Source organism: Rhodococcus sp. 06-156-4 (assembly GCF_002259345.1).
GTDB classification, from domain to species: Bacteria; Actinomycetota; Actinomycetes; order Mycobacteriales; family Mycobacteriaceae; genus Rhodococcoides; species Rhodococcoides fascians_E.
In genome coordinates, this window is the sequence record NZ_NPGB01000027.1 from 71,464 (window position 1) to 96,931 (window position 25,468).

Sequence of the window (25,468 nt, forward strand, 5' to 3'; positions counted from 1 at the left end):
CCTAGACCATGTAGGTCGAGTTGATGATGGCGCCCTTGCGTGCGTAGTGAATGAGGGCGTCCTGGACGTCGAGGGGATGCGCCGGGATGACGCCCTCGATCAGGTCTTCCTCGCGGCCACCGTGCAGCGCGAGGCCGAAGCGACAGCAGAACACGGTGCCGCCCTCGGCGATGAACGTCGCGAGCGAGTCGTTGATGTTCTGCTCGCCCGGGAACCCTGAGTCGCCGGTCGTCGGGAAGCCGCGCGTGGCAAGGCAATTGATAGCGCCGGGACCGTAGAAGTACATGGCCGACTCGAAGCCCTTGCGCAGTGCCCTCGTTGCCTGCAGCACGGCAACGAAACTGACGGATGATTCGTGGGCGATACCGTGCACGAGCGTGAAGTAGCTCTCGCCGTTCTCGGCCTTGTAGTCGGGGAAGATCTTGGTGGAACCGTAGATGTTGCTGCCCTTGGGGAGCGAGGGATGCGGGATCTCCGAGAGGGACTTGGCGATGTTCTCGGCGATGGCGTTGTCGATATCGGACACGTAGTGCTCCTGGGATGAGAGGTTGTCGATCAGCGGGTGACTGAGAACCGAGTGGGCAATCGTTGGCCACCGGTGGAGAGAAGAATCGAAGCCGGAGATGCTCTTCGGCCATGAGACAAGTACAAGCCCCATCCATTTCCGAATGGTCACGCGCGGAATAACGCACTGTTTCGAAGGGCTCACATCGAGGCACGTGCGCGGACCGATACTCTTGAGTTCTACTGACCACCCGCACCACTGCCTAGTTCGAACGAGGAAACGATGATCGGCGCCGTCACAGGCTTGCTGTACGTGATGTCCCTGATCGTCGGCGTGTGGGTTCTGGTCAAACTCGTCATGGGGAGCCCGGTACTCCTGAAGTACCGATCCAACCGGGCGCTGTTCTGGACGATCGCCGCGACCGAGGCCGTCGTGCTCGCTCAAGCAGTCATCGGATTCGCCATGATGTTCACCAGCGACCGCGAGATACATCGCCTCACGTTCGGCTCGTACCTCGTGGGGCTCCTGCTACTGTTGCCGATCGGCACCTGGTGGTCGCTCGGCGATCGCTCACGCGGCGGTACAGCAGTGCTGCTCGTCGCCGTCGTCACCCTCGCAGCCATGGTGTTGCGCCTCAGCCAGATATGGGCCGGATATGCCTGATACCTCGTCACCCCGGGACCACCTGCAGCAGGCGACACGCACCGGATTCGGCCGATTCCTGATCGCCGTCTACGCGGTGTTCGCTGTGGCTGCAACGTCCCGATCGATCGTGCAGCTGACGACGCGGTTCGACGTCGCACCGTTCGCGTACATCCTGTCGGCCGTCGCTGCAGTGGTCTACATCGTCGCAACGGTCGGGCTCGCTCGTGCCACCGAGGCATCACGCAAGGTGGTGACGGTGTCGTGCATCATCGAACTGGTCGGCGTCCTCGCGATCGGCGCCCTCAGCTACATCCAGCCCGACGACTTCCCCGACGCAACGGTCTGGTCTCACTTCGGCCAGGGATACGTCTTCATCCCCGTCGTACTTCCCATCGCCGGACTGTGGTGGCTGCGTCGCACCCGGCAGCCGCGCACTCCGCAGTAAACCGGAGTCCTCTACTTCAGCGCCGCGAGGTTGGCGACGGATTTCTTCACATCCGAGTCGAGTGCTCTGGCGACGACTTTTCCGACGGGACCGAAGAGGACGCCGCCGCCGAATTCCGCGTCGAGGGTCAGTTCGGAACCGCCGGGGCTTTCGCGGACGTGGATCGTCAGGGAAATCCTGACGCCGCCTTTTCCGCTGCCGGACATTTCGATGAGCTCGGGTTCCTTGTACTCGGTGAACGTCCATCGGATCGTGTTCTTGAAGCCTTTGACCTTCACGAGGGATTCGACTTCGGTGCCCTTGGACAGCGTTTTCGGCGGCGGGCTGCACCATCCACCGTGGATGGTCATCCACTCGTCGAACCTGTCCAGGGCCGACGCCTTGTCCCACGCGCCCTGAGGGTTCTCGGGCATCTGCACGGTCACACTGATCGTCGCCATACCTTCCATCATGTCCCACGTCGGCGACGGCCAAACTATGGTGGCGATCATGGCGACGCTCGACATCGCAGGTCGGAAGGTCTCGGTGACCAACCTGGACAAGGTGTTGTTCCCGGAGACGGGCACCACCAAGAGTCAGGTCATCGAGTACTACACGACGATTGCGCCTGCGATGCTTCCTCATCTGGCCGGTCGGGCCGTGACTCGGAAGCGGTGGCCGAACGGTGTGGAGCAATCGTCGTTCTTCGAGAAGAATCTCGCGTCGTCGGCGCCGGAATGGCTGGATCGCCGGGACATGCAGCATTCCGATCGGGTGGTGACGTATCCGTTGTTCTCCACCACGGCGGACTTGGCGTGGCTCGGGCAGCAAGCTGCCATCGAGGCCCATGTCCCGCAGTGGCGGTTCGACGGCAGTCAGCCCGGACCGGCGACGCGCATGGTGTTCGATCTGGATCCCGGGGACGACGTCGACCTGGCCCGTTGCGCCGAGGTGGCCTGCGAGATCCGCGATCTGATCGCCGAGATCGGGTTCACGGCGTTTCCGGTCACGAGCGGGAGCAAAGGCATCCACCTGTACGTGCCGCTGGAGAAGCCGCTCACGACATCGGGGGCGTCGACCGTCGCCAAGCGTGTGGCGACGTTGCTGGAGGAGCGCTCACCGGACCGCATCACGGCGACGATGGCCAAGGCCAAGCGAACCGGACGGGTGTTCGTCGACTGGTCGCAGAACAACGGCAAGAAGACGACCGTCGCGCCGTACTCGATGCGCGGCAGATCTGAGCCGACCGTCGCCGCACCGCGCTCCTGGGACGAGCTGGAATCACCTGGTCTGCACCAGCTTCGGTTCGAGGAGGTCCTGCGCAGATACCACGACGACGGCGATCTGCTTGCCGACCTCGATCCGCCGTTGGAGGTCCGCGAGCCGGACAAGCTCACCAAGTACCGCAGCATGCGCAGCGCGTCGAAGACGCCCGAACCTGTGCCCGACGCCGCCGAACCTCGCGGCACTACCCCTGGACACGAACACGAACACGACGACACGTTCGTCATCCAGGAACACCATGCGAGGCGCCTGCACTACGACTTTCGCCTCGAGCACGACGGTGTCCTGGTCTCGTGGGCCGTGCCCAAGAACATTCCCGACGACCCGGCTCAGAACCGCCTCGCGGTGCACACCGAGGATCACCCACTGGAGTACGCACGCTTCGAGGGCACCATCCCCAAGGGCGAGTACGGGGGCGGCGAGGTGACCATCTGGGATTCGGGCACCTACGAACTCGAGAAGTGGCGTGACGACGAGGTCATCGTCGTTCTGAAAGGCACTCGGGCACAGGGCCGTTTCGCGTTGATCCGCACCAAGGGAAACCAGTGGCTCATGCACCTGATGAAAGAAAAGGATGCACCCGAGCTACCGAAGAGCGTTCAGCCGATGTTGGCGACGGCAGGCGACGTGACCGACCTGCCCGACGGCGAATGGGCGTTCGAGGGCAAGTGGGACGGCTTCAGGGTCGTCGCGCGGATGTCCCACGGGGAGATGAAACTGGAGTCTCGGACCGGCAAGGATCTGACCGAGCGGTTCCGCGCCCTCTCGGCGCTGGCCGCGGATCTTGCCGACCACGAGGCCGTCCTCGACGGCGAGGCCGTGGTGTTCGCTGCCGACGGATCGACGAGTTTCGAACTGCTGCAATCGAGTTCCGGTACCGACGTGAAGTTCATCGCGTTCGATCTACTGCACCTCGACGGCACATCGCTGGTGAAGAAGAAATACTCGGACCGGCGCAAGCTGCTCGAACTCCTCACGACCGGCCTGGAGTCGGTCCTGGTGCCCGAGGCGCTCACGGGCACGGCAGAAGAAGCTCTGGCCACCAGCGTCGAGCGTGGCTGGGAGGGCGTCGTCGCCAAGCGTGTCGACTCCGTGTACCAGCCAGGTCGACGCGCGCACACCTGGATCAAGACGAAGAACTGGCGAACACAAGAAGTCGTCGTCGGCGGGTGGCGACGCGGGAAAGGTAGGCGCGGCGGTGGTCTGGGTTCTCTGCTCGTCGGCATTCCCGGCCCGAACGGACTGAGGTATCTGGGCCGGGTGGGAACGGGGTTCACCGACTCTGCACTCGACACTCTGGCCGCGCTGCTCTCGCCTCTGGAGTCGGACGAGTCGCCGTTCGAGGAACGGCTCCCGACCGCCGACCGAAAAGATGCGGTATGGGTCACACCGTCGCTCGTCGGCGAGGTTCGGTTCTACGAATGGACGGACTCCATGCACCTCAGGCACCCGAGTTGGCGTGGCGTTCGTGACGACAAACAGCCGACTGACGTGGTTCTCGAGAACGATCCCTAGCCGACTGGTCAGTTTGTAGCCGCGTGCCATAAAATCTCGGAGTCTTCGGTGATCGCTGCCGGGGGGCGGCGTAACGAGCGGACTGCTTTTCCCTATATCGCATTCGGTGGGGTAGAAGGACAGCAACATTCGCTCGAGTAATCAGAGCTTTCGGGAGGGAACCCAACGTCATGCGCGCACTCAAACTGGTCGGGGCTGCCAGTATCACGGCAGTGGCGATCGCCTGTTCCGCGGTGATATCGACGGGCACCGCAGCGGCCAATCCTCTGGAACCGACGCCGATCTCCGACGTCTTCTATGCGCCCGTGCCGGACCTGGAGGCCAAGAATCCAGGTGACATCATCTCCAGTCGGCCCATGCCGCCTCCCGCCGGTTTCCTCGACACCGACGTGTGGCAGATCCGGTTCCGCTCGACCAACTCTGCCGGCGATCCCATCGCGGCGGTGACGACGGTGTTCTCACCGCGGAACAAGGTTCCGAACGGGCCGTTGCTGTCCTACCAGCACATCATCAACGCACTCGGTCTGCAGTGCGCGCCGTCGCAGGCCTTGTGGACGCAGGACCCCAACCTGATGATCCGTGAGGCTCCTGCACTGAACGTCGCATTGCAGCGTGGCTGGACCATCAACATGGCGGACCATCTGGGACCGAACAGCGCGTACGGCGCGGCCAAGATGGGCGGGCAGATCGTCCTCGACAGCATTCGGGCGACCCAGCGTTTCGATCCGCTGCAGGTTCAGCAGAGCCCGGTTGCACTCGCCGGTTACTCGGGCGGCGGCATGGCCACCGCGTGGGCTGCGGCATTGCAGAACGACTACGCACCCGAGCTGAACATCGTCGGAAGCGCAGCGGGCGGCGCACCGATGAACCTCGAGCGCATGGCACGCGACCTCGGATTCAACCCGCACCCGGTCTTCGGACTCGCATTCGCGGCGGCTCTGGGTCTCGAGCGTGAGTACCCGACGCGCATCCCGATCAGCGAGCAGCTCAACCCGCTCGGTCAGCAGATGGCAGCGCAGCTGCAGAATGCGTGCACCAACGACATCATCGCCGTCGGTGCGGGCAAGAGCGCGATGCAGGTGGCCAACTCCATCGACTTGATCGACAGCCCCGAGATGGTTGCCGCAGTCAACGAGAACAGCGTCGAGCTCTACCCCGGTGTCCCCAAGGCCCCGTACTTCGAGTGGCACAGCCCGACGGATGCGCTCATCCCTGTCTCGGCCATCAGCAACACGGTCGGCCGCTACTGCGCCGCAGGCGTTCCGGTCACCGAAGTGCTCGTTCCCAGCAATGATCACCTCACCGCTGCAGTTCTCGGATTGCCTCAGGCGCTGGAATGGATCGACGCACGCTTCAACGGCGTGCCCGCTCCCAGCAACTGCTGACGGCCGGCCGACCCCGGGCCTTGAACGTTCGATCGGTTCGAGGCCCGGGAGTGGAGCTTGCGGGACGACCATCCGATTTTGTTAGCCTTACCTCGCACAACGTTGTCGATGCGAGGAGTTTCCGTGCGTTCCAGTGTTCTCAAGCTAGCCGCAGGTGCGGCCGCCATCGCCCTGGCCGCAGGGTGCTCTTCGGACGACAGTTCGTCGTCGTCCGAGTCGGGCGGCGAATCCGGGGCGTTTCCGGTCACCATCGACCACGCGTTCGGCCAGACGACCATCGAGAGCGAACCGTCCAACGTCGTGACGATCGGGTTCAACGAGCAGGACTTCGTTCTCGCGCTCGGCGTGAAGCCCGTTGCTACCCGCGGCAACCTGAGCTACGACTACCGCCAGCGTCCCTGGGCACAGGACGCACTCGGTGGCACCGAGATCCCCGAGGTCGGCAGCACCGACCTCAACCTCGAGCAGATCGCGGCGGCCGGTCCGGATCTGATCCTCGGGCCGTACTCCTTCATCGAGAAGGGCCAGTACGACCAGCTGTCCGAGATGGCTCCGACGATCGCCGACATCGGCGGGTACGAGGACGTACCCGCTGCCACCTGGCAGCAGGAGTTCGAGGTCATCGGAAAGGCCCTCGGCAAGGAGCAGGAAACCGCGGACAAGACCGCCGAACTCGAACAGAAGTTCCAGACGGCGCAGGACGAGAACCCGCAGTTCGCCGCCAAGACGCTCGCACTCACGTTCCTCATGGACGACGGCAGCTACATGATCCTCGGTTCCGACGACATCCGTGCGCTGTTCTTCACCGACCTCGGCTTCCAGGTTCCGGAGAAGACCGAGACCGTCAGCCTGGAGGGACTCACCCAGCTGAACTCCGACGTGATCGTCGTCGCCGGCAAGAGCCGAGAAGAGCTCACCGCCAACCCACTGTTCGCGCAGCTGCCCGCCGTCGCCGAGGACCGCACCGCCTACATCGGTTCGTTCGATCAGGACCTTCCGTCCGCTCTCGGATACTCGAGCCCGCTCTCGCTCGACTACGCGATCGACGGCTTCACCCCGATGCTCGCCGCCGCTGCGGACAACGACCCGGCGACGGTCGTGCCCGCTCCTGCAGGGTGATCACGATCCACTGGTAGCGAATTGAGTTCGATGGAGCTCCTCGTAGCGGCCACCCGCTGCGAGGAGCTCTTCGTGTGTTCCCCGCTCGACAATCGAACCTGCCTCCACCACCAGGATGGCGTCGGCGGCCCGAATCGTCGACAGTCGGTGCGCGATCACAACCGAGGTTCTGCCCGCGAGCGCCTCGGACAGCGCAGCCTGGACCGCTGACTCCGACGTCGAATCCAGCGACGCCGTCGCCTCGTCGAGAATCACGATCCGTGGCCGAGCAATCAGCAGCCGAGCGATGGTCAGTCTCTGCCGCTCACCTCCGGACAACCGATAACCGCGCTCTCCGACGACGGTGTCCAGCCCGTCGGGCAGAGATTTCACCAGATCTTCGAGCCGTGCCCGACGCAACGCGTCCCAGACTTCGTCGTCGGTGGCCGACGGCCGCGGCAGCACAACGTTGGACCTGATCGTGTCGTGGAAGAGATGTCCGTCCTGCGTCACCATCCCGACGGCACCTCTGATCGAATCCGCTTTCAGATCACGGACGTCCTTGCCGCCCAGCAGGATGGATCCACTGTCGACGTCGTACAACCGAGCGATGAGCTGCGCGACGGTGGACTTGCCCGCGCCCGATGTACCGACCAGGGCAATCATCTGCCCAGGTTCGGCGACGAACGAGATGCCGTGCAGCACTTCGTCGCCGCCACGAGAATCCAGCGTCGCCACTTCCTCCAACGAGGCAAGCGACACTTTGTCCGCCGACGGGTAGGCGAACCTGACGTCGCGTAGTTCGACGGCAGCAGGCCCGTCGGGGACGTCCACGGCGTCGGGACTGTCCTCGATGAGCGGTACGAGGTCGAGGACTTCGAAGACACGCTCGAAGCTGACGAGAGCGCTCATCACTTCGACGCGTGCGCTGGCCAGCTCCGTCAGCGGTGAATACAACCGGGTCAACAGAAGAGACAGCGACACAACCGAACCCGGATCCAACTGTCCCTTCAGCGCGTAGAAACCACCGAGACCGTAGACGACGGCGAGCGCGAGGGCCGACACCAACGTCAGCGCAGTCACGAACACCGTCTGCACCATGGCGCTCCGAACGCCGATGTCCCGGACCCGAGCTGCGCGAACCGCGAACTCGCGCGACTCGAAGTCCGGTTGGCCGAACAGCTTGACCAGAGTCGCACCCGGCGCGGAGAACCGCTCCGTCATCTGCGTACTCATCGCGGAATCGTGTTCGGCTGCTTCACGTTGCAGCCTCGCGAGTCGCCTGCCCATCCGGCTGGCTGGTATCACGAAGACCGGAAGGATGATCAACGCGAGCAACGTGATCTGCCAGGAAATCCCGATCATCACGACGAGCGTCAGGATCAGCGTGACGAGGTTGCTCACGACGCCCGAGAGCGTGTCGCTGAAGGCGCGTTGCGCTCCGATCACGTCGTTGTTCAACCGGCTCACGAGAGCACCGGTGCGCGTCCGGGTGAAGAACGCGATCGGCATCCGCTGAACGTGGTCGAACACCGCGGTGCGCAGATCCAGAATCAACGCCTCACCCAAGCTCGACGACAGCCACCGGTTCACCAAACCGAACGCCGCGTCGACGACGGCGATCAGTGCGATCGCCACCGACAGCCACAGCACGACATCGAACGAGTCGCCGTCGACGATGGCATTGACGACGCGTCCCGCCAGTACCGGCGTCGCGACCGCCAGAACTGCGAGCACGACGCTCAGAACGACGAACCCGATCAGTTTGTTGCGGTGCGGCTCGGCGAACCTCAGGATCCGCCGAGCCGTGATCGACGAGAACTGCGTGCTCTGCTCGGACGCATGCATCGTCCGATACAGCTGATTCCAGGCCGTGACTTCCATGCTCATACCGGCAACGCTAGAACCTCGATGTAGGTAGAGGTCAAGGAACGCGCCACATCACGCCACTGCGGACACAGCAGCCTCCTCCAGGGCGAGATCCACGATGTCCGCGACGTCGGTCATCGGACGTACGTCGAGGGCGGCGAGCACCTCGGCCGGTACGTCGTCCAGATCCGGTTCGTTCCTCGCGGGAACGAAAACGGTCTTCAGACCTGCCCGTTGCGCGGCCAGCAACTTCTGCTTGACTCCGCCGATCGGCAGGACCCGACCGTTCAGCGTGACCTCGCCGGTCATTCCCACATCCGACCGCACCGGCCGTCCCGTCGCCATCGACACCAGTGCCGTGACCATCGTGACGCCTGCCGACGGACCGTCCTTGGGTACGGCACCTGCCGGTACGTGGACGTGGATGCTGCGGTCCAACACCTGCGGATCGATGCCGAATCGTGCCGCGTGAGATCGCACGTAGGACAGGGCTATCTGCGCCGACTCCTTCATGACGTCACCCAGCTGACCCGTCAGCGCAAGTCCGGGCTTGCCCTCCGTCGACGACGCCTCGATGAACAGCACGTCGCCTCCGAGTCCCGTCACGGCGAGACCGGTTGCCACACCCGGCACTTCGGTTCTCTCGTGAACGTCGGGAGTGAAACGCGGTCGGCCGAGGTACTCGACGAGTCCCGCCTCGTCGATACGCACCGTCGCCTTTCCCCCTGCCAGTGCTGTCGCGGACTTCCGCAGAGCCTTGGCGAGCAGACGCTCGAACTGACGCACACCTGGTTCACGGGTGTAGTCGGCAGCGATCTTTCGCAACGCATCGTCGGTGACGTCGACTTCGTCGGACGTGAGCGCAGAACGTTCCAACTGACGCGGCAGCAGATAGTTCCGCGCGATCACGACCTTGTCGTCCTCGGTGTACCCGTCGATGGTGACGAGCTCCATCCGATCGAGCAGAGGTCCCGGAATCTGTTCGACCACATTGGCTGTCGCCAGAAACACGACGTCGGAGAGGTCGAGATCGAGGTCCAGGTAGTGATCCCGAAAAGTGTGATTCTGCGCCGGATCGAGAACTTCGAGCAGAGCGGCACTGGGATCGCCGCGGTAGTCGGAACCGACCTTGTCGATCTCGTCGAGCAGCACCACGGGGTTCATCGAACCCGCCTCACCGATGGCGCGGACGATTCGCCCGGGCAACGCACCCACGTAGGTACGCCGGTGTCCGCGAATCTCCGCTTCGTCTCGAACGCCACCGAGTGCGACACGAACGAACTTGCGGCCCAACGCACGCGCCACGGATTCGCCCAGCGACGTCTTACCGACTCCGGGCGGCCCCGCGAGCACCATGACCGCACCCGATCCGCGTCCACCGACGAGGCCCATGCCGCGCTCTGCTCGACGCGCCCGCACGGCGAGATACTCGACGATACGATCCTTCACGTCGTCCAGACCATGGTGGTCCGCATCGAGAATCGCTCGTGCCGAATCGATGTCGGTCGTGTCGGTCGTGGTGACCGACCACGGCAGGTCCAGGACGGTATCGAGCCACGTCCTGATCCACCCGGACTCGGGACTCTGATCACTCGCCCGCTCGAGCTTTCCGACCTCACGAAGTGCGGCCTCGCGCACCGCATCCGGGAGATCTGCCGATTCGACGCGGCCGCGGTAGTCGTCGGCGCCGTCTGGTTCGTCCTCGCCGAGCTCCTTGCGGATCGCGGCGAGCTGCTGCCGCAGCAGAAACTCTTTCTGGGTCTTCTCCATACCGTCGCGCACATCGTTCGAGATCTTGTCGTTGACCTCGACCTCCGCGAGATGGGACCGGGTCCACTCGATCAGCAGTGTCAGACGATCGTGCACGGATGGGGTCTCGAGCAGCTGCCTCTTCTGCACATCGGTCAGGTACGACGCGTACCCCGCGGTGTCGGCGATCGCGCCGGGATCGGTGAGCTTGTTGACGGAGTCGATGACCTGCCACGCGTCGCGGCGCTGCAACATCGCGACGACGAGCTGCTTGTACTCGGTGGCCAGCGTTCGGGTGCTCTCGGCAGTTCCACCACTACCGTCGACGGCGGATTCGTCGACGATTTCGGCCTCGACCCACAGGGCAGCACCGGGCCCGCTGACACCGTGACCGATGTGAGCGCGGCGCTCGGCCTTGAGGACTGCGGCAGCCTCCCCGGTCGCGAGCCGTCCCATCTGCACGATGGACGCAACCACGCCGTACGCGGCGTATCGGTCCTCGAGCCGAGGAGCAACGAGCAAGGTTCCGTCGTTGGAAGCCTGTGCTGCGTCCACGGCAGCGCGCGCGGACTCGTCGAGTTCGACGGGGACGACCATCCCGGGCAGAACGACGGGGTCGGTCAGAAAGAGAACAGGTAGGCGGATGGGTTCGGGCATTACAGCACCTCCGGTCGGTTGAGCTATGTGGACTCAACTTCACGTGTGCTCCGGGTGTTCCCCGTGGTGAGCGTGTTCTCCGTGGGCAGAATCAGCGTCCGCGACTACGCCCGACGACTGCCGTCCCGTCCAGTTCCTCGGATCTGACGATCTCCGCTTCGAAACCCGACGCCGCGACGAGCGCCGCGGTGCCCTGCGCTTGCCGAACGCTGGTTTCGACCACGATGCGGCCCGCAGGAGCAAGCCACTCCCCCGCCCCCTCGACCACTCGGCGCTGGAGGTCGAGGCCGTCGACACCTCCGTCGAGAGCGTCTCTCGGCTCATGGTCCCTCGCCTCGGACGGCATGGAACCGATCGCCCCGGTCGGAACGTACGGGGCATTGGCGACCACGACGTCGACGGTTCTCCGAAGACTGTGCGGCAGAGCGCTGTACATGTCACTTCGATAGACATGACCTCCGACGGGCTCCAGATTCCGACGCGCACAGCGGACTGCAGCGGGTGCGATGTCGGAGGCATGCAGCGCCACCCCGGGCCGCTCGTGTGCGATCGCAACGGCGACTGCCCCGGATCCGCAACAGATGTCGAGCACAACCCCGGGCTCCGCGTCGACCGCGGCGTGCACGAGGAGTTCGGTTCTGCGACGGGGGACGAACACTCCGGGCGCGACCGATATCCGCAGACCAGCGAACTCCGCCCACCCGAGAAGTTGTTCCAGTGGAGTGCCGTCGACTCGCTGTGCGACAGCCTTTTTCAGAGCGCTTCCGCCGAACGCCTCCACGAGGAGCCGAGCCTCGATTTCCGCGAACACGCAGCCCGCGGCGCGCAACACCCGGACGATCTCGTCGAAGGAAGGCGCGGACATCGGACTCGAGATCAGCCGAGGGGCGTGAGGCGGTAGTGCAGCCGGACAGCGGTCACGTTCCACAGTTTCAGCACATGATCGGTCCGCAGCACCCCCTCGTCGTCGACGTAGACATGGAAGACCTCGTGGATCGGCGCTCTGGCCGCGTACCAGGCACCTTTGTCCAACACGACCGTGTAGGCGCCGTCCTGCCCGAACCTACCCGACGGGGACGTCAGAACGAGCGAACCTCCTTCGCCCACTGTCGGTTTCAGGAAAACCTGGACGTTGCCGTCCTCCAACGGGAAAGTCACATGGACGCTCGGACCCGACGCCGAGGGAAGCGTCGAAGCGCGGTAGTAACCGCTGTACATGTAGTCGCCGGTCTTCCGCAGAGTTCGCAACCAGGCAGAGCCGGCATGCCGGCCGTCGGCGTCGACGATCTCCGTGACCTCACTGTCCACACCGTGTGCCACCGCCAGAGGCTGCACCGGAAGAGCAAGCTGCTGCACGCGTTTGCCGTACAACGCTTCGATGGCCGCGCCGGGTAGCCCGAAACCCGTCGTCCACTGCGTCCACGCATCCATGCGCCACCGAGCAGTGTGCTCGTAGAATTCGCGAATGCGAGGGTCGATCGCGCTCGGGTCGAACTCCGGACCGGCCAGCGCATCGAAGCTGTGCAGCAAACCGTCCGACGAGGAACCGGGTACGACGCGCCCACCGATGCGCTCCGCCTCCTGCTGCAGCCACCTGTCCCGAACGACGCCCGGACCCGATACCGGCCCCCGCAACCACGACTGGTCGCCGTCGAGGTCGACACGTCTTCCGACCGTCTTCCACCCCAGTCTCGACGCCTTGTCCGCCAGCGACCACGCCCCCACGCTCACCATGCACCCAGCGTCTCACACCGGCTCCTCAGCAGCGAGCACTGCGACAACCCAACCGGAATCGAGTTCCGAGAACGGCCCGAGTGCATCGACCTACTTCGCAGGATCGGGTTCTCCATGAATCCGTACCCACGGCCCCAGAGCTTGTCGTAGGCGAGACCAGCTAGCACCCTCGGAGGAACACCACAGTGACTACACCCAAGACCGCGTCCGTGTGTCGGACTTCGATCATAAGATCTTGCATCGTGGGCACATCGAGTGCTGTCGCCGTCGTCGGCAGGTATCACCGCTGTTGCATCAGCTGACGAAACTCGCCTGGCGAATCCAGAGACAGCAGAGGCACTTCCGGGGTGAAACCGGCCGACGATGGATACCGAACCGATGCCTACACAGGGTCGGGGCAAATACTGGCGACAGCCAGCACTTGCGAACCAAGTCAGCCCGCAGTCGGGACGTTCTACCTTGCGCCCGCATCAGGCTAGGCCGTGATCGCCGGTTCGCGTGGACGCATGTCGGATAATCTCATCCGTCTATTCCTGCAGCCGCGGAGCGGTCCGAAATTCCACCCCCGAATGACGGCGATCGCCTCCGTACTCCCAGCGAATGGTCCGTTCGGGGCCATCTCGACGAGGCCTCACGCTGATTCCGCGATAGTCGTAACCGTCCTGTCTCACCTGTTCCCACTCGAAATCCACGGTCTCCCCGACGACCGCGTCGACACTGGAACCGGTGATATGAATGGACTCATTCTCGCGCGCAGGAGGCAGCGTGATGGCCCACAGCATGCTGACGTGAACCCAGCATCCGCCGGCAGTGTCCAGGGAGTCGAGAACGCCCCATCCTTCGTCGGCATACCACTTCCTGATAACGCCTGTACTGGTCATTGCCTCAGGTTAGCCAGGTTGCGGGAGCCATACCGGAGCAGACGACCCGACCACACCGATGTGGAGCAGAGAAAGAAAATAACGGGAGGCATCGCTCACGGTTGCGTTCGAACGTATGTTCGATTACTCTATGTGACATGGCACAGCCGGGGGGCTCCACGCAGGTTCGATCCGATGCAGACAGTGCGGCATCGCGGTCACTGACGCGCCTGTCGGATGGACGGCGGGCAGAGAACCGAGCGTCGGCAGTGGTGATCCACGAGTTGCAAGATCTCTACGAGATACGGCTGTGCGCAGAGATGGACGTGCATGCACTGGGTGCAGAGCACGGCAGTGAGGAACCGAACGTCGATCGCGCCCGACACACAGTCGAATACGAAGCAGCAGTGTCCATGTCGACAACTCGGACTGTTGCGCGCCAGATGATCGTTGTCGCCAACCATCTGTTCTGGCGTCTGCCGGCAATCGATGCCGCCTTCACGGCCGGGGACCTCGACTACGGCCGTGTCCGAACGGTAGTTCTGACCCTGCTCCGCGCCAGCGACGAGACTGTGTCGGCTCTGGAGGCAGATATTCTCGCCGCGGCACAGCGATGCGCTCCGAAAGCGCTGCGGGAGAACATCTGGCGCCGCTGGTTCCAATACGACCCGGACGAGGCCGCGGCTGCACAGAAAGCTGCGCTCGCCGACGAACGATGCGCCGAGATTCGCCGCAACGACTCCGGCATCGCCACCCTGGTGTCGAAGATGAGCGTGCTCGAGGGCGCTGAATGCGACGCCCTCCTCGACGAGTACGTAGCCACCGTCTGCCCGAAAGATCCACGAACCAAGAAAGAACTACGCGGACATGCCTTACTCGCGTTGATCCACCGAGAAGATGCGCTCCAATGCCGTTGCGGGAGCGAGGAATGCCCGTTTCGCGGAGTCGATGCCAAGAACCCCAACCGGCGACCGTACCTGCTGAACATTCACATCGACATCGAAACCATTCTCGGGCTGAACGAAGAGCCGGCCACACTGTCCGACGGCACAGTTCTCGACGCGGAAACCGTGCGACTCCTCGCCACCGACACCCGCTGGCAGGTCCTGCTCACCGAAACCCTGACCGCCGCACGTGACCGCCGTGGCCTCGACAACGACGAATCGGCCGACGATCTCGACGACGACGGTGCCGGCAACTCGGACGAGGGTTCGGACGGGGGTGACGACGACGATGGCGGCACCAAGGTTACTGACGCACCGAATCCCAGACCACCGGCGCAACATCCAGTACGGCGCGGTCGGCGTAAGGCTGCCCGTGCTCGGCGGGTTGTCGCCCGCGGCCGAACACGGCCTCCAGCGCCTCTGCCGACTACTACGCAGCGGGCCAAGGACAATCCGCGTGCATCGGCGATCGGGGAAGAAGCGGCGCTGTCCGCGGCGATTGCTGCGTTCATGGACGCTGTGGCACTCGACCCGTCGCTCGCCGAGGGCTTGCACCCCGACGGACACGGTGGATTCTGCACGCCTCCGCCCGGAGCCCTCACCTACCGGCCGAGCGCTGCTCTGGTCGCGCTGGTTCGCGCGAGCTATCACACCTGTACGTTCCCGAACTGTGGGGTACCGGCTGCCCGTTGCGACATCGACCACATCGTTCCGTTCGATCATCGAGATCCGATTTCCGGAGGCTGGACCGTTCTCGGAAACCTGCATCCACTGTGCCCGTACCACCATCAGGCCAAGACTCTGCGACTGTGGGCGTGCACCAAGCTCGACGGAGACGGAATCTATTGGCGCTCAGGGGCTGGGCTGCAGCACATAACCCCACCCGCGTTCGGAACAGTCGACATCCCCGGCGATTTCGTCCACGTCCGTCGATTCCGCATGCCGTCCCGACCGACGTCGAGGGGCGCATCCCGTCGATCCGACACCCGCAACAACATCGACCGCCACGACGACTTACCCGACCCGCCGGACGAACTGTACGAACCCACGTGGTGGGAAGCCAACATCACCGACGAGGACTGCCAACTCTGGAGGCTCCTGAATCCGCGCACCGACGGCGGCGCACCAAGTCTGGCGGACATCGCAAGACTCGACGATCCGCAGTGCCGAGCCGACGCGCTATACCTCCGCGAGAAGTTCCTCGAGCATCGCGCCGTGGTCGCCGAACGCGAGAAGTACCGGCCACCACCGTTCTGAGCAGGAGGTTTCAGGAGTGGAGCCTGCGTAATGACTCGTACTAGGGTTCGAGCCCGAGTCCTTCCGCTTCCAAGGCGGCCTTCACGATGCCGAGTGCTTTGGGGCCGACGCCGTGGAGCTGTGCGAGCGCCGATTCCGACTGCCCGGCCAACGCCTCGAGCGATGTGAAGCCGGCGGCGAAGAATGCGCCTGCTGCGGGGCGTCCGGTGCCTGCGGGGAAATGGTCGATCGGCTCACTCATGGCCACATCTTAAACTCGCCGGTAACCTGGTCGGGTGCCTGACAACAAGCAGCGACGCGTCATCCTCACCGGCGGAAACACCGGAATCGGTTACTTCACCGCGCTCCAGTTGGTGAAGCAAGGCGACCACGTGACCTTGGCCTGCCGCAACCTGGACAAGGCCAAGACAGCGGCGGACAAGATTGCCGCAGAAACCAACAGCACCGGCGGCGTCGTGGACACTGCCGAACTCGATCTGGCCGATCTGAGCTCGGTGCGTGATTTCGCGGCATCGGCTCCCGACCGCGTCGACGTCCTCATCAACAACGCAGGCGTCATGATGCCTGCGACGCGGCGCGAGACCGTCGACGGCTTCGAACTTCAATTCGGTACCAATCACCTCGGCCACTTCGCGTTGACCGGCCACTTGCTCCCCAAGCTTCGCGCGTCGGACAAGGCCACCGTCGTCACCGTCTCCTCGGTCGCCCACAAGCAAGCACCGAAACTCGATTTCGACGATCTGCAGGCCACGCGCGGGTACAACCCACAGCGGGGTTACGCCAATTCCAAGTTGTCGAATCTGTTGTTCGCACTGGAACTTCAGCGCCGTCTCGATGCCGCGAAGATCGACATCACGAGCAACGCCGCCCACCCCGGCATCTCGTCGACCGAGTTGTACTCGAGTCCCGACGGCCTGGGGAGTTCCAAGATTGCGTCCCTCGTCGCGGCCGTCGGGCTGCCGATCATCTCGCAGTCCGCGAAAGCCGGCGCACTTCCTACCCTCCACGCACTCGAGAAGGGTGGACCGGGGTCGTACACGGGCCCGAAGTGGTTGTTCGAGTCCCGTGGCGCTCCCGCTCCGGCAAAGCTCTCCGGCAAGGCAAAAGACCGCCAGCTCGCCGAAAAGCTCTGGGAAGCAAGTGAACGACTCACCGGAGTCGTGTACGACCTCGGCTGACGCACCGACATGCGGGTCAGCCGCCTACCGTGACCGAAGCGGGTAGCGGCATACCCCGGTCGCTCAGCACCGCGCGTAGCCGGTCCGGGTAGTCGGTGATGATCCCGTCGACTCCCATGTCCAGCAGGACGTTCATGGTCTCGGGGTCGTCGACTGTCCACGGAATGACCCGAATTCCAGCGGCATGGGCGTCGTCGATCATCTTCTGGGTCACGTACAGCTCGAAGTCCGGGTCACTTACCTTGCCGCTCTGCGGATTTCCCTGAACCGGTGAGAATCCGGATGCGCCGAACGAGCGGATCGCGGCAATCGGGTCACCGTCGAAATCGTCGATGTCCACGCCACCGAGCCATGGCGACCTCCCGGACTGACCGATCTGAAGAAACTCACCGTTCGTCAGCGCGACGGTCGGTAGTGCGGGTTCCACTTCCCGGACCCGCTGCAGCGCACCCCAGTCGAAGCTCTGGATCGTCGCTCTGTCGAGCATCCCAGCGGCACGGATGGTGCCGAGGACGGTGTCGACGAACTGCTCACGAGGTGCCGTCTCCGTCGGGCTTGCCGCTTCGACCTTGGTTTCGACATTCAGCTTGATCCCAGGGGCACTGGCGGCAAGTTCGAGAACGTCGGCCAACGTCGGCATCCGCGCACCCGGCACCGTTCGTTGCTCCGGATAGTCCGCCAGCCGCAACGTCCCACAGTCCAGGGTCCGAATCTGCGCCAGCGTCAACGTGTTCACGTACTTGCCGACGTAGGGGAACTCGGGATCCTGCTCGACGACAGGTGCCGTGTCCAGACATTTCTTCGACGAGACCTGCCGATCATGGGTGACGACGGCAATCCCGTCCTCGGTGATCTGCGTGTCCAGTTCCAGCGTGGTCACGCCGAGCTCCAGTGCAGTGGTGAACGATTCGAGGGTGCTCTCGGAGACGAGGCCGAGTCCACCCCGGTGCGCCTGTAGATCGAACTCGCCGTTCGACGGCTGAGGTCGAGGATCCGGCGACCGGTCCGCTTCGGCCGACGAACATGCAGTGAACGTGACCGCTGCGAGCACGGTCAAGACGAGCGCGGCACCTGGTAGTCGTCGCATGCCGTTCGACGCTAGGGGTGAGAAGCGTCGACTCCGTGAACTAGAGCTTCCCCGCACCCTTCAGATAAGTGACAACAGGCGCTCGGAACATTTCCGTGCGTGCGGCGCGGGCCCCGAGGGCAGAGGTCACCAACCCCTCGCACAACGCGATGTAGCCGGCTCCGACCTCGGCGTCGCCGAACAGTTCGACGGCACCAGGCCCCGAGAACAGGCTGCCCGCCAGCGCGGCGCGGTCGGCGTCGGACACCGTCGGGTCGAGCATCAGCACGTGCCGGGCGCGTAGTTGGGCGGCTCTCTCCGTGACGAGGTGGTCCAGGTACCGCACCGTCACTTCGACCGGATCACCCTCGATGGTCGACAGGTGGGTGAACTCGGCACGCGAAGTCTCGGTGATCCGGGCGATCACGGCGGCGAACAGATCGGCTTTCGATCGGAAGTAGTACGACGTGGAGCCGGCCGGCAGCGTCAGGGCGTCGTCGAGCTTGCGGTGGGTCAGTGCCCGGAGTCCGGAATCGGCGATGACGTCGATCGCCGCGTCCGCGATCGCAGCTCTTCTGTCCATGACGTGGATCATACGCCAATTTCCTCTACATATGTAGAGTGGGCGCCCATGAGGCCACCAGTACCCCGGAATGCGTTCGCCGCCGATTTCGACCTGGACCCGTCGCAGCACTCCGTCGTCGACCTTCTCACCGAGGCCGACACGCTCGGCCTGTACCTGTGGGGACCCGTCGGGCGAGGCAAGACCTGGTTGATGGACAGATACTTCGGCGCCGCACCGGAGCCCAAGAAACGCCTGCACTTCCACACCTTTTTCCGTGACCTGCACGCGTCGTACTTCGTTCATCGGTTCCAGCTCGAACCGACGCTCGACGCGTTGATCGGCCCCACCCGATTGCTCTGCTTCGACGAATTCCACGTGCACGACATCGGCGACGCACGGCTCATCGCCCGGATGCTCGACGCCCTGTGGGCACGAGGTGTCGCCGTGGTCGCGACGTCCAATTACCCACCCGACGGCTTGCTGCCCAATCCGCTGTTTCACGACGCATTCCTCCCGACCATCGAGGTTCTGAAAGCGAACCTCCGAGTGGTGTGCGTCGACGGACCCGTGGATTACCGCACCCTGGGCGACGCGAACACCGAGAACTCGGGATTCTCCGCGGGAACCTGGTCCACCACCGGAACTGCCGCAGGCGAGTCCTTCGCGGACCTGTGCGAGGCCCCGAGGTCGACGGGCGATTACCTGGCCATCGTCGATCGGCTCGACGCGGGCGCAGAACTGACGATCAGGGAAATACCAGCACTTGCCCAGGCGTCGGACGACGCAGTGCGCAGATTCTCGAATCTCGTGGACATCCTGTACGACGCGGACATCAGGACTCGATTTCACGCACGGGTGCCGTTGGAGGAGTTCGCCGACGGTCACCGGGAAGGCCTCGGCTCGGTCTCGTCGGGAGGAGTCGATCTGAAGAGGACGCTGAGCAGGCTCCATCAGCTTCGGCATTCGCGGGCGTCGACACGTCTCGGAGCCGAGAAGTAAGGGAGACGCCCACAGCTGACGGCGGTCGGGGGCGACAGCAGCCGCGGGCGTCTCATCCATCATTCGCCGCAGGTGAAAGGCTGGATGGGTCCGGATGGAAAGTTTTTCGGAAATTTCTCGGCACCGGCATGGAATACCACCCGGCAAACTCCCGTTAGAGTAGAAGTCAATGCAAACGCATGAAAATGCGTTCGAGGGATTCGGCCAGGGAGCACACCATGCAGTTCGGAATCTTCACCGTCGGCGACGTGACAGTCGACCCCACCACAGGTCGCGCACCCACCGAAAACGAGCGGATCAAGGCAATGGTCACCATCGCCAGGCATGCCGAAGAAGTCGGTCTCGACGTGTTCGCAACCGGTGAGCACCACAACCGGCCGTTCGTGCCGTCGTCACCGACGACGATGCTCGGGTACGTCGCCGCCCAGACCGACAAGCTGATCCTGTCCACGTCGACGACACTCATCACGACCAACGACCCGGTGAAGATCGCCGAGGACTACGCGATGCTCCAGCATCTGTCCGACGGCCGCGTCGACCTCATCATGGGCCGCGGCAACACCGCGCCGGTCTACCCGTGGTTCGGCAAGGACATCCGTCAGGGCATTCCCCTCGCGCTCGAGAACTACCAACTCCTGCGACGCCTGTGGACCGAGGACGTCGTGACGTGGAAGGGCAACTTCCGGACTCCGCTCGACAGCTTCACCTCCACGCCTCGCCCGCTGGACGACATCCCGCCGTTCGTATGGCACGGCTCGATCCGCAGCCCCGAGATCGCAGAGATCGCCGCGTACCACGGTGACGGATTCTTCGCGAACAACATCTTCTGGCCCAAAGAGCACTACATTCAGCTCATCGACCTCTATCGCCAACGCTACGAGCACTACGGGCACGGCCGCGCGGACCAGGCCATCGTCGGCCTCGGCGGTCAGGTGTTCATGCGCAAGAACAGCCAGGACGCAGTGAACGAGTTCCGGCCGTACTTCGACAACGCACCCGTCTACGGACACGGCCCGACGATGGAAGAATTCACCGAGCAGACACCGTTGACCGTCGGCTCACCACAGCAGGTCATCGAGAAGACACTCGCGTTCGCGGACTTCTTCGGCGACTACCAGCGCCAACTGTTCCTGATGGATCACGCCGGTCTCCCGCTGAAGACGGTCCTCGAGCAGCTCGATCTGCTGGGCGAGGAAGTGGTACCGACGCTGCGCGCGGAGTTCGCCGCACGACGCCCGGCCGGGGTTCCCGAGAACCCGCCGACGCACGCGAGCATGCTCGCCGAGAAGGAGACGGCTGTTGCCGTCTAGCACCGAACTGTCGGTTGTCGCCTGGGAGGCGTTGTTTCGCTCCCAGGTGGCGCTGATGCGCAAGTTCACCGCCGACGACATTTGGGGCCCGATCAGTCTGCGCGAGTACGACGTGCTGTTCACACTCGGCAATTGCCCGACGCGAACGTTGCGTCTGCACGACCTCAACGCCGAGATCCTGCTGACCCAGCCCTCGCTCAGTCGACTCTGCGAACGGCTGGAGAAGCTCGGACTGGTCACCCGCACGCCGGACCCGAACGACAAACGCGGAACCGTCGTCGGCCTCACCGACGACGGCCTCGCTGTGCAACGGGAGATCGGACGGAAGCACGCGTCGCGCATCAGGAGATACGTCGGCGACGCGTTGACCGACGAGGAACTGCGAACACTGACGGCACTGTGCACCAAACTGAGGCTCGCGCAGAAGGACATCTCATGACAGGCGGTTTCCCATGAACCTCGAAATCATCACCCCACGCGACGTTCCACTCGGCGGCCCTCGCGCCATGAACGTCCGGCGGACGCTACCGACGAAACAGCGAACCCTGATCGGCGCGTGGTGTTTTGCCGATCACTACGGTCCCGACGACGTATCCGCGTCCGGAGGCATGGACGTCCCGCCGCACCCCCACACCGGGCTGCAGACCGTGAGCTGGCTGTTCACCGGTGAGATCGAACACCGCGACAGCATCGGCTCGCACGCACTTGTCCACCCCGGCGAGCTCAACCTCATGACCGCGGGCCGCGGAATCTCCCACTCGGAAGTCTCGACCGACAACACCCGAATCCTGCACGGCATGCAGCTGTGGGTCGCCCTGCCCGGGTCCGCTCGATTCACTGCGCCGGCCTTTCAGCACTACGTCCCCGACGCCGTGACGACGGGCGGCGCAGAGCTGCGGGTGTTCCTGGGATCTCTCGCGGGCCGGACATCCCCCGTCTCGACTTTCACACCACTCCTCGGCGCCGAGATCGTCCTTCCCGCAGGGAGTGCCGTTCAACTCGACGTCGACGAGGCCTTCGAGCACGGCATCATCGTCGACCAGGGCTCGGTGAACGTCGAGACCCTTCCCCCAGCTGACGACGCCGATCCCGAGGACGCGGAATCCGGCACCCTTGCCCGAGCCGAATTGGGATACCTCCAGCCCGGCAATCGCGCCATCACCCTGCGAAACTCGGGCACCGACGAAGCACGAATGCTGCTGCTCGGCGGGCCACCGTTCGGTGAAGAAGTAGTGATGTGGTGGAACTTCATGGGCCGCACCCACGACGACATCGTGGCCTATCGCGAGGCCTGGGAAGGAGCGGAGCATGCGGAGCGTGACGGGCAGTTCGGCACGGTCGATGGGTACCGGATACCGGGGTTCAGACTTCCTGCGCCCGAACTACCGAACGCTCGCATCGCCCCGAGACACTGAGGTGCGGGCGCTGCGAGGGTTCGGCTCGAGCCTCAGAAAAGAGTAGCGACCTCGTCGAGGGATTCGCTGCGGGAAGGTGCGGCAGCGGCAGGCGTGCCGGCAGCGGTAGCAACAGGTTTGCTGGGGCCCGCTTTGCCCGAGGCGACGGCGCGAGCAGCTTCACCGGCGAGCGCGTCGGCTGCCTCGTTGAAGTGGTTGCCGACATGTCCACGGACCCAGCGGAATCGGACAGGTCCGCTGCGGTCCACGATTGCTCGATCGATGCTCTGCACCAATTCCAGGTTGCGCACCGGCGATCCGCCCGCGGTTTTCCAGCCCTTACGCTTCCACCCCGGCAGCCATTCCGAAGCACACTTGATGGCGTACTGCGAATCCGACTCGATGAGCATCGGCTCGTCACCGGGGTGCGCGAGGATTGCCTCCAAAAGCGCTCGAAGCTCGGCGATCTGGTTGGTTCCCGACGCTTCTCCACCGGAGTTGGACGGCCCCGTGTGGTTGACCCAGGCCCAACCGATGGCGCCACCCGGATTCCGCAGACACGAACCGTCAGTACTCACGATGATCACGGGAAGGACCCTACTTCGCCCCACCGACAAACAACAGGCGCCGCGCAGGAGTGGAGCCTGCGGAACGACCTGATGAGGCAGGAGTGGAGCCTGCGGAACGACCTGATGAGGCAGGAGTGGAGCCTGCGGACCTCTGAATTCGGGGGCCGAGGACCGCTCGAGGCTGTGTGGGTGTCCGAATGGGTAGTGTGGGAAAGCATCCGAGAACGCACCCGACAGGGTCGATCACACATTCGCACTCACCGAGGACTCGAATCGTGACAACTGCAGCGCCAGGAGAATCCATCCCGTCGTCGTTCGAAGCATTGGTGGCGAGGGAGGCCGACGGCATCACGCTCACGCGAGAACGCGTCGACGCGTCGTTTCTGCCGGAGGTGTCGGGTCCGTCGGTGACGATTGCCGTGGAGTATTCGTCGGTCAACTTCAAGGATGCTCTCGCGATCACGCCGAAGGGTGGAGTCGTCCGCGAGTACCCCATCGTCCCTGGCATCGACGTCGCGGGAACCGTTGCGGAGTCCACATCGCCGGAGTTCGAGGTGGGTCAGCGCGTCGTTGCGCACGGGTACGACATCGGTACTGCGCAGCACGGTGGTTACGCCGAGTTCGCGCGCGTTCCCGCCGAGTGGGTGGTGCCGTTGACCACCCTGTCCACCCGTGAGGCCGCGGCCATCGGCACCGCGGGTTTCACCGCGGCACTGAGCGTACGTGCGCTGCAAGCGGCAGGCGTGACTCCGTCCGACGGGCCGGTGCTGGTGACGGGTGCCAGCGGCGGAGTGGGGACGGTCAGCGTCGACCTCCTCTCGGCCGCAGGCTACGAAGTGGTCGCATCGTCCGGCAAGCAAGGCGCCACGCAACTGCTGACAGAGTTGGGTGCATCGCGGGTCGTCGGCCGGCTGCCGGAGGATCCCGATGCCAAGCCGCGTCCGCTCGGCAAGGCGGAGTGGGGCGGCGTCGTCGACTGCGTAGGCGGCAAGACGCTGGCACATGCGTTGAGCACGGTCCGGTACGGCGGCGCTGTCGCCGCGAGCGGTCTGACCGGAGGCGCGCAGCTGCCGACGACGGTGCTTCCGTTCATTCTGCGCGGCGTGTCTCTGCTCGGCATCGACTCCGTGTTACTCCCCATCGACAAGCGCCGGGCACTGTGGCAGAAACTCGAAACCGATCTGCGCCCGCAGCGTCTGTCGGCGCTCACCACCGAGGTGCCCGTGGCGGACGTCGCGAGTGCTCTCGACTCGATCTCCGGCGGTGGCGTCACCGGCCGAACGGTCGTCGCCGTCTCCGGAGGCTTCGCGTAGGCCGCGGCGCTCGGATCCAGTTCCGGCGTTTGTCGGTCGGAGGGGATAAAGTCGGCGGCACGATGTTCCCGAAGACCACGCCAGGCTCTCCATCCGCCGCCGGAGACAGTGATGTCTCGACGGTGTTCGAGTCGGCGTCCCCGCTGGACCCGATGGCGTGCCTTCGGGATCTACGCAGGGGCAAGGGAGACCCCACGTTCGAGCGGGACAGCGCAGGCAGTGTCTGGCGAGCGTCGCGTCTTCCGTCCGGTCCGGTCACATACAGGATCACCCCTATCTCGCGCACCGCCGTCCGGAGCCAGGCGTGGGGTCCCGGTGCCGAGGAGTTCACCGGATTTCTGCCCGCGCTGCTGGGCAGTGAGGACGACTCGTCGGGCTTCGCGCCGGAGCATCCGACCCTGAAGGAAGCTCACCGACAGCATCCGCACCTTCGCCTCGGCAGGACCGGGCTCGTCATGGAAGCCCTGGTGCCCGCGGTACTCGAGCAGCGTGTCCACGGGTTGTCCGCGTTCTCGTCGTGGCGCAGGCTCGTCACGAAATTCGGCGAGCGGGCACCTGGCCCGACTCCGAAGCCGATGTTCGTTCCGCCCCCTCCGGACGTCTGGCGCCGCATTCCCTCGTGGGAGTACCACCTCGCCAACGTCGATCCTGCTCGCTCCAAGACCATCGTGCGATGCGCACAGGTGGCGCACCGTATGGAAGAAGCCGCCTCGATGCCGTTCGCGGATGCGACACGTCGCCTGCGGGCTGTCCCCGGCGTCGGCATCTGGACGGCAGCGGAAGTCGCGCAACGTGCCTTCGGCGATCCCGACGCCTTGTCCGTGGGCGACTACCACTTGGCCGCTGCGGTCGGTTGGTCGCTTCTCGGTCACCCCCTCGACGACGCCGGAATGATCGAGTACATGAAACCGCTTGCACCGCATCGCTTTCGTGCCGTCAAGCTACTTCAAATCAGCGGCCGGGCAATCAAACCGAAATTCGGTCCACGCACACCCCTCGTCGACCACACCTGGCACTGACGCACGAGTACGAGTAGCACCCAATCCACCTGCGGCACAATGATTGTGAGCACGGTGATTTTTTCTCCTCCACGTCCCTGACCTGGCAGTTCGCGAGCGTTTTGCACACCGAATTTCAACTGCTAGTTT

General features: G+C 64.3%; 24 protein-coding genes. 13 read left to right on the forward strand and 11 right to left on the reverse strand.

Annotated features, from left to right (window positions below; translation table 11 throughout):
• Position 1: 1 nt before the first annotated feature.
• Positions 2-526, reverse strand: coding sequence for an MSMEG_0572/Sll0783 family nitrogen starvation response protein (locus CH290_RS19095; RefSeq protein ID WP_026348108.1), 525 nt, complete (start codon positions 524-526; stop codon positions 2-4).
• A gap of 261 nt (positions 527-787) precedes the next feature.
• On the opposite strand from CH290_RS19095, the gene CH290_RS19100 reads away from it, so the two are divergent.
• Both CH290_RS19100 and CH290_RS19105 read left to right on the forward strand, forming a co-directional pair.
• Positions 788-1,168: a hypothetical protein gene (locus tag CH290_RS19100; RefSeq protein WP_019666933.1), complete on the forward strand. Its 381-nt coding sequence runs from the start codon at positions 788-790 to the stop codon at positions 1,166-1,168.
• Positions 1,161-1,595, forward strand: a complete 435-nt coding sequence (locus CH290_RS19105; RefSeq protein WP_033189023.1) for a hypothetical protein — start codon at positions 1,161-1,163, stop codon at positions 1,593-1,595. Before CH290_RS19100 ends, CH290_RS19105 begins: the two co-directional genes overlap by 8 nt.
• Before the next feature lie 11 nt (positions 1,596-1,606).
• On the opposite strand, the gene CH290_RS19110 is transcribed toward CH290_RS19105, so the two are convergent.
• Positions 1,607-2,035, reverse strand: a complete 429-nt coding sequence (locus CH290_RS19110) for a type II toxin-antitoxin system Rv0910 family toxin (RefSeq protein ID WP_026348109.1) — start codon at positions 2,033-2,035, stop codon at positions 1,607-1,609.
• 49 nt (positions 2,036-2,084) lie between these two features.
• Between CH290_RS19110 and CH290_RS19115 the strand changes: the two genes are divergently transcribed.
• From CH290_RS19115 to CH290_RS19125, 3 genes are all read left to right on the forward strand, one after another.
• Entirely contained in the window at positions 2,085-4,373 is a 2,289-nt protein-coding gene (locus CH290_RS19115; RefSeq protein ID WP_033189053.1) for an ATP-dependent DNA ligase, read from the forward strand.
• Positions 4,374-4,543: 170 nt separating this feature from the next.
• On the forward strand, positions 4,544-5,758 hold the full coding sequence (locus CH290_RS19120) for a lipase family protein (protein WP_020112431.1): 1,215 nt from the start codon (positions 4,544-4,546) through the stop codon (positions 5,756-5,758).
• A 123-nt stretch (positions 5,759-5,881) separates the two neighbouring features.
• Positions 5,882-6,877, forward strand: coding sequence for an iron-siderophore ABC transporter substrate-binding protein (locus CH290_RS19125; protein WP_020112432.1), 996 nt, complete (start codon positions 5,882-5,884; stop codon positions 6,875-6,877).
• Here CH290_RS19125 and CH290_RS19130 read toward each other — a convergent pair whose 3' ends face one another.
• The 5 genes from CH290_RS19130 to CH290_RS19150 form a co-directional block, all read right to left on the reverse strand.
• The gene (locus CH290_RS19130; RefSeq protein ID WP_026348110.1) at positions 6,878-8,746 is read right to left on the reverse strand and encodes an ABC transporter ATP-binding protein; all 1,869 of its coding nucleotides are present in this window, start codon (positions 8,744-8,746) and stop codon (positions 6,878-6,880) included.
• A gap of 51 nt (positions 8,747-8,797) precedes the next feature.
• Positions 8,798-11,131, reverse strand: coding sequence for an endopeptidase La (gene lon / locus CH290_RS19135; protein WP_019666940.1), 2,334 nt, complete (start codon positions 11,129-11,131; stop codon positions 8,798-8,800).
• Between the two features lie 91 nt (positions 11,132-11,222).
• Positions 11,223-11,996, reverse strand: coding sequence for a putative protein N(5)-glutamine methyltransferase (locus CH290_RS19140; protein WP_019666941.1), 774 nt, complete (start codon positions 11,994-11,996; stop codon positions 11,223-11,225).
• An 11-nt stretch (positions 11,997-12,007) separates the two neighbouring features.
• Complete coding sequence (locus CH290_RS19145; RefSeq protein ID WP_019666942.1) at positions 12,008-12,865, reverse strand: hypothetical protein; 858 nt, start codon at positions 12,863-12,865, stop codon at positions 12,008-12,010.
• A gap of 527 nt (positions 12,866-13,392) precedes the next feature.
• Positions 13,393-13,746 carry a hypothetical protein gene (locus CH290_RS19150; RefSeq protein ID WP_019666943.1) on the reverse strand — a complete coding sequence of 118 codons (354 nt, stop codon included), beginning with the start codon at positions 13,744-13,746 and terminating at the stop codon, positions 13,393-13,395.
• Between the two features lie 137 nt (positions 13,747-13,883).
• Between CH290_RS19150 and CH290_RS19155 the strand changes: the two genes are divergently transcribed.
• Entirely contained in the window at positions 13,884-15,926 is a 2,043-nt protein-coding gene (locus CH290_RS19155; RefSeq protein WP_020112435.1) for an HNH endonuclease signature motif containing protein, read from the forward strand.
• Positions 15,927-15,966: 40 nt separating this feature from the next.
• Here CH290_RS19155 and CH290_RS19160 read toward each other — a convergent pair whose 3' ends face one another.
• The gene (locus tag CH290_RS19160; protein ID WP_020112436.1) at positions 15,967-16,167 is read right to left on the reverse strand and encodes a helix-hairpin-helix domain-containing protein; all 201 of its coding nucleotides are present in this window, start codon (positions 16,165-16,167) and stop codon (positions 15,967-15,969) included.
• 34 nt (positions 16,168-16,201) lie between these two features.
• On the opposite strand from CH290_RS19160, the gene CH290_RS19165 reads away from it, so the two are divergent.
• The gene (locus CH290_RS19165; RefSeq protein ID WP_019666946.1) at positions 16,202-17,104 is read left to right on the forward strand and encodes an oxidoreductase; all 903 of its coding nucleotides are present in this window, start codon (positions 16,202-16,204) and stop codon (positions 17,102-17,104) included.
• Between the two features lie 16 nt (positions 17,105-17,120).
• Here CH290_RS19165 and CH290_RS19170 read toward each other — a convergent pair whose 3' ends face one another.
• Entirely contained in the window at positions 17,121-18,191 is a 1,071-nt protein-coding gene (locus CH290_RS19170; RefSeq protein ID WP_020112437.1) for a glycerophosphodiester phosphodiesterase family protein, read from the reverse strand.
• Between the two features lie 40 nt (positions 18,192-18,231).
• Positions 18,232-18,753, reverse strand: a complete 522-nt coding sequence (locus CH290_RS19175; protein WP_020112438.1) for a TetR/AcrR family transcriptional regulator — start codon at positions 18,751-18,753, stop codon at positions 18,232-18,234.
• 48 nt (positions 18,754-18,801) lie between these two features.
• Here CH290_RS19175 and zapE point away from each other — a divergent pair, with 48 nt between their 5' ends.
• From zapE to CH290_RS19195, 4 genes are all read left to right on the forward strand, one after another.
• Positions 18,802-19,734 carry a cell division protein ZapE gene (gene zapE, locus CH290_RS19180; RefSeq protein ID WP_019666949.1) on the forward strand — a complete coding sequence of 311 codons (933 nt, stop codon included), beginning with the start codon at positions 18,802-18,804 and terminating at the stop codon, positions 19,732-19,734.
• A gap of 218 nt (positions 19,735-19,952) precedes the next feature.
• Positions 19,953-21,044: an LLM class flavin-dependent oxidoreductase gene (locus CH290_RS19185; protein ID WP_033189025.1), complete on the forward strand. Its 1,092-nt coding sequence runs from the start codon at positions 19,953-19,955 to the stop codon at positions 21,042-21,044.
• 55 nt (positions 21,045-21,099) lie between these two features.
• Complete coding sequence (locus CH290_RS19190) at positions 21,100-21,483, forward strand: MarR family winged helix-turn-helix transcriptional regulator (RefSeq protein ID WP_371828043.1); 384 nt, start codon at positions 21,100-21,102, stop codon at positions 21,481-21,483.
• Positions 21,484-21,496: 13 nt separating this feature from the next.
• Positions 21,497-22,459, forward strand: coding sequence for a pirin family protein (locus CH290_RS19195; RefSeq protein ID WP_020112439.1), 963 nt, complete (start codon positions 21,497-21,499; stop codon positions 22,457-22,459).
• Positions 22,460-22,491: 32 nt separating this feature from the next.
• Here CH290_RS19195 and CH290_RS19200 read toward each other — a convergent pair whose 3' ends face one another.
• Positions 22,492-23,025 carry a ribonuclease H family protein gene (locus CH290_RS19200; RefSeq protein ID WP_020112440.1) on the reverse strand — a complete coding sequence of 178 codons (534 nt, stop codon included), beginning with the start codon at positions 23,023-23,025 and terminating at the stop codon, positions 22,492-22,494.
• 257 nt (positions 23,026-23,282) lie between these two features.
• On the opposite strand from CH290_RS19200, the gene CH290_RS19210 reads away from it, so the two are divergent.
• Together CH290_RS19210 and CH290_RS19215 are read left to right on the forward strand one after the other, a co-directional pair.
• Positions 23,283-24,320, forward strand: coding sequence for an acrylyl-CoA reductase family protein (locus CH290_RS19210; protein WP_033189026.1), 1,038 nt, complete (start codon positions 23,283-23,285; stop codon positions 24,318-24,320).
• Positions 24,321-24,382: 62 nt separating this feature from the next.
• A complete protein-coding gene (locus tag CH290_RS19215; protein ID WP_371828581.1) occupies positions 24,383-25,339 on the forward strand; it encodes a DNA-3-methyladenine glycosylase family protein in 957 nt (318 codons plus the stop codon).
• Positions 25,340-25,468 lie beyond the last annotated feature (129 nt).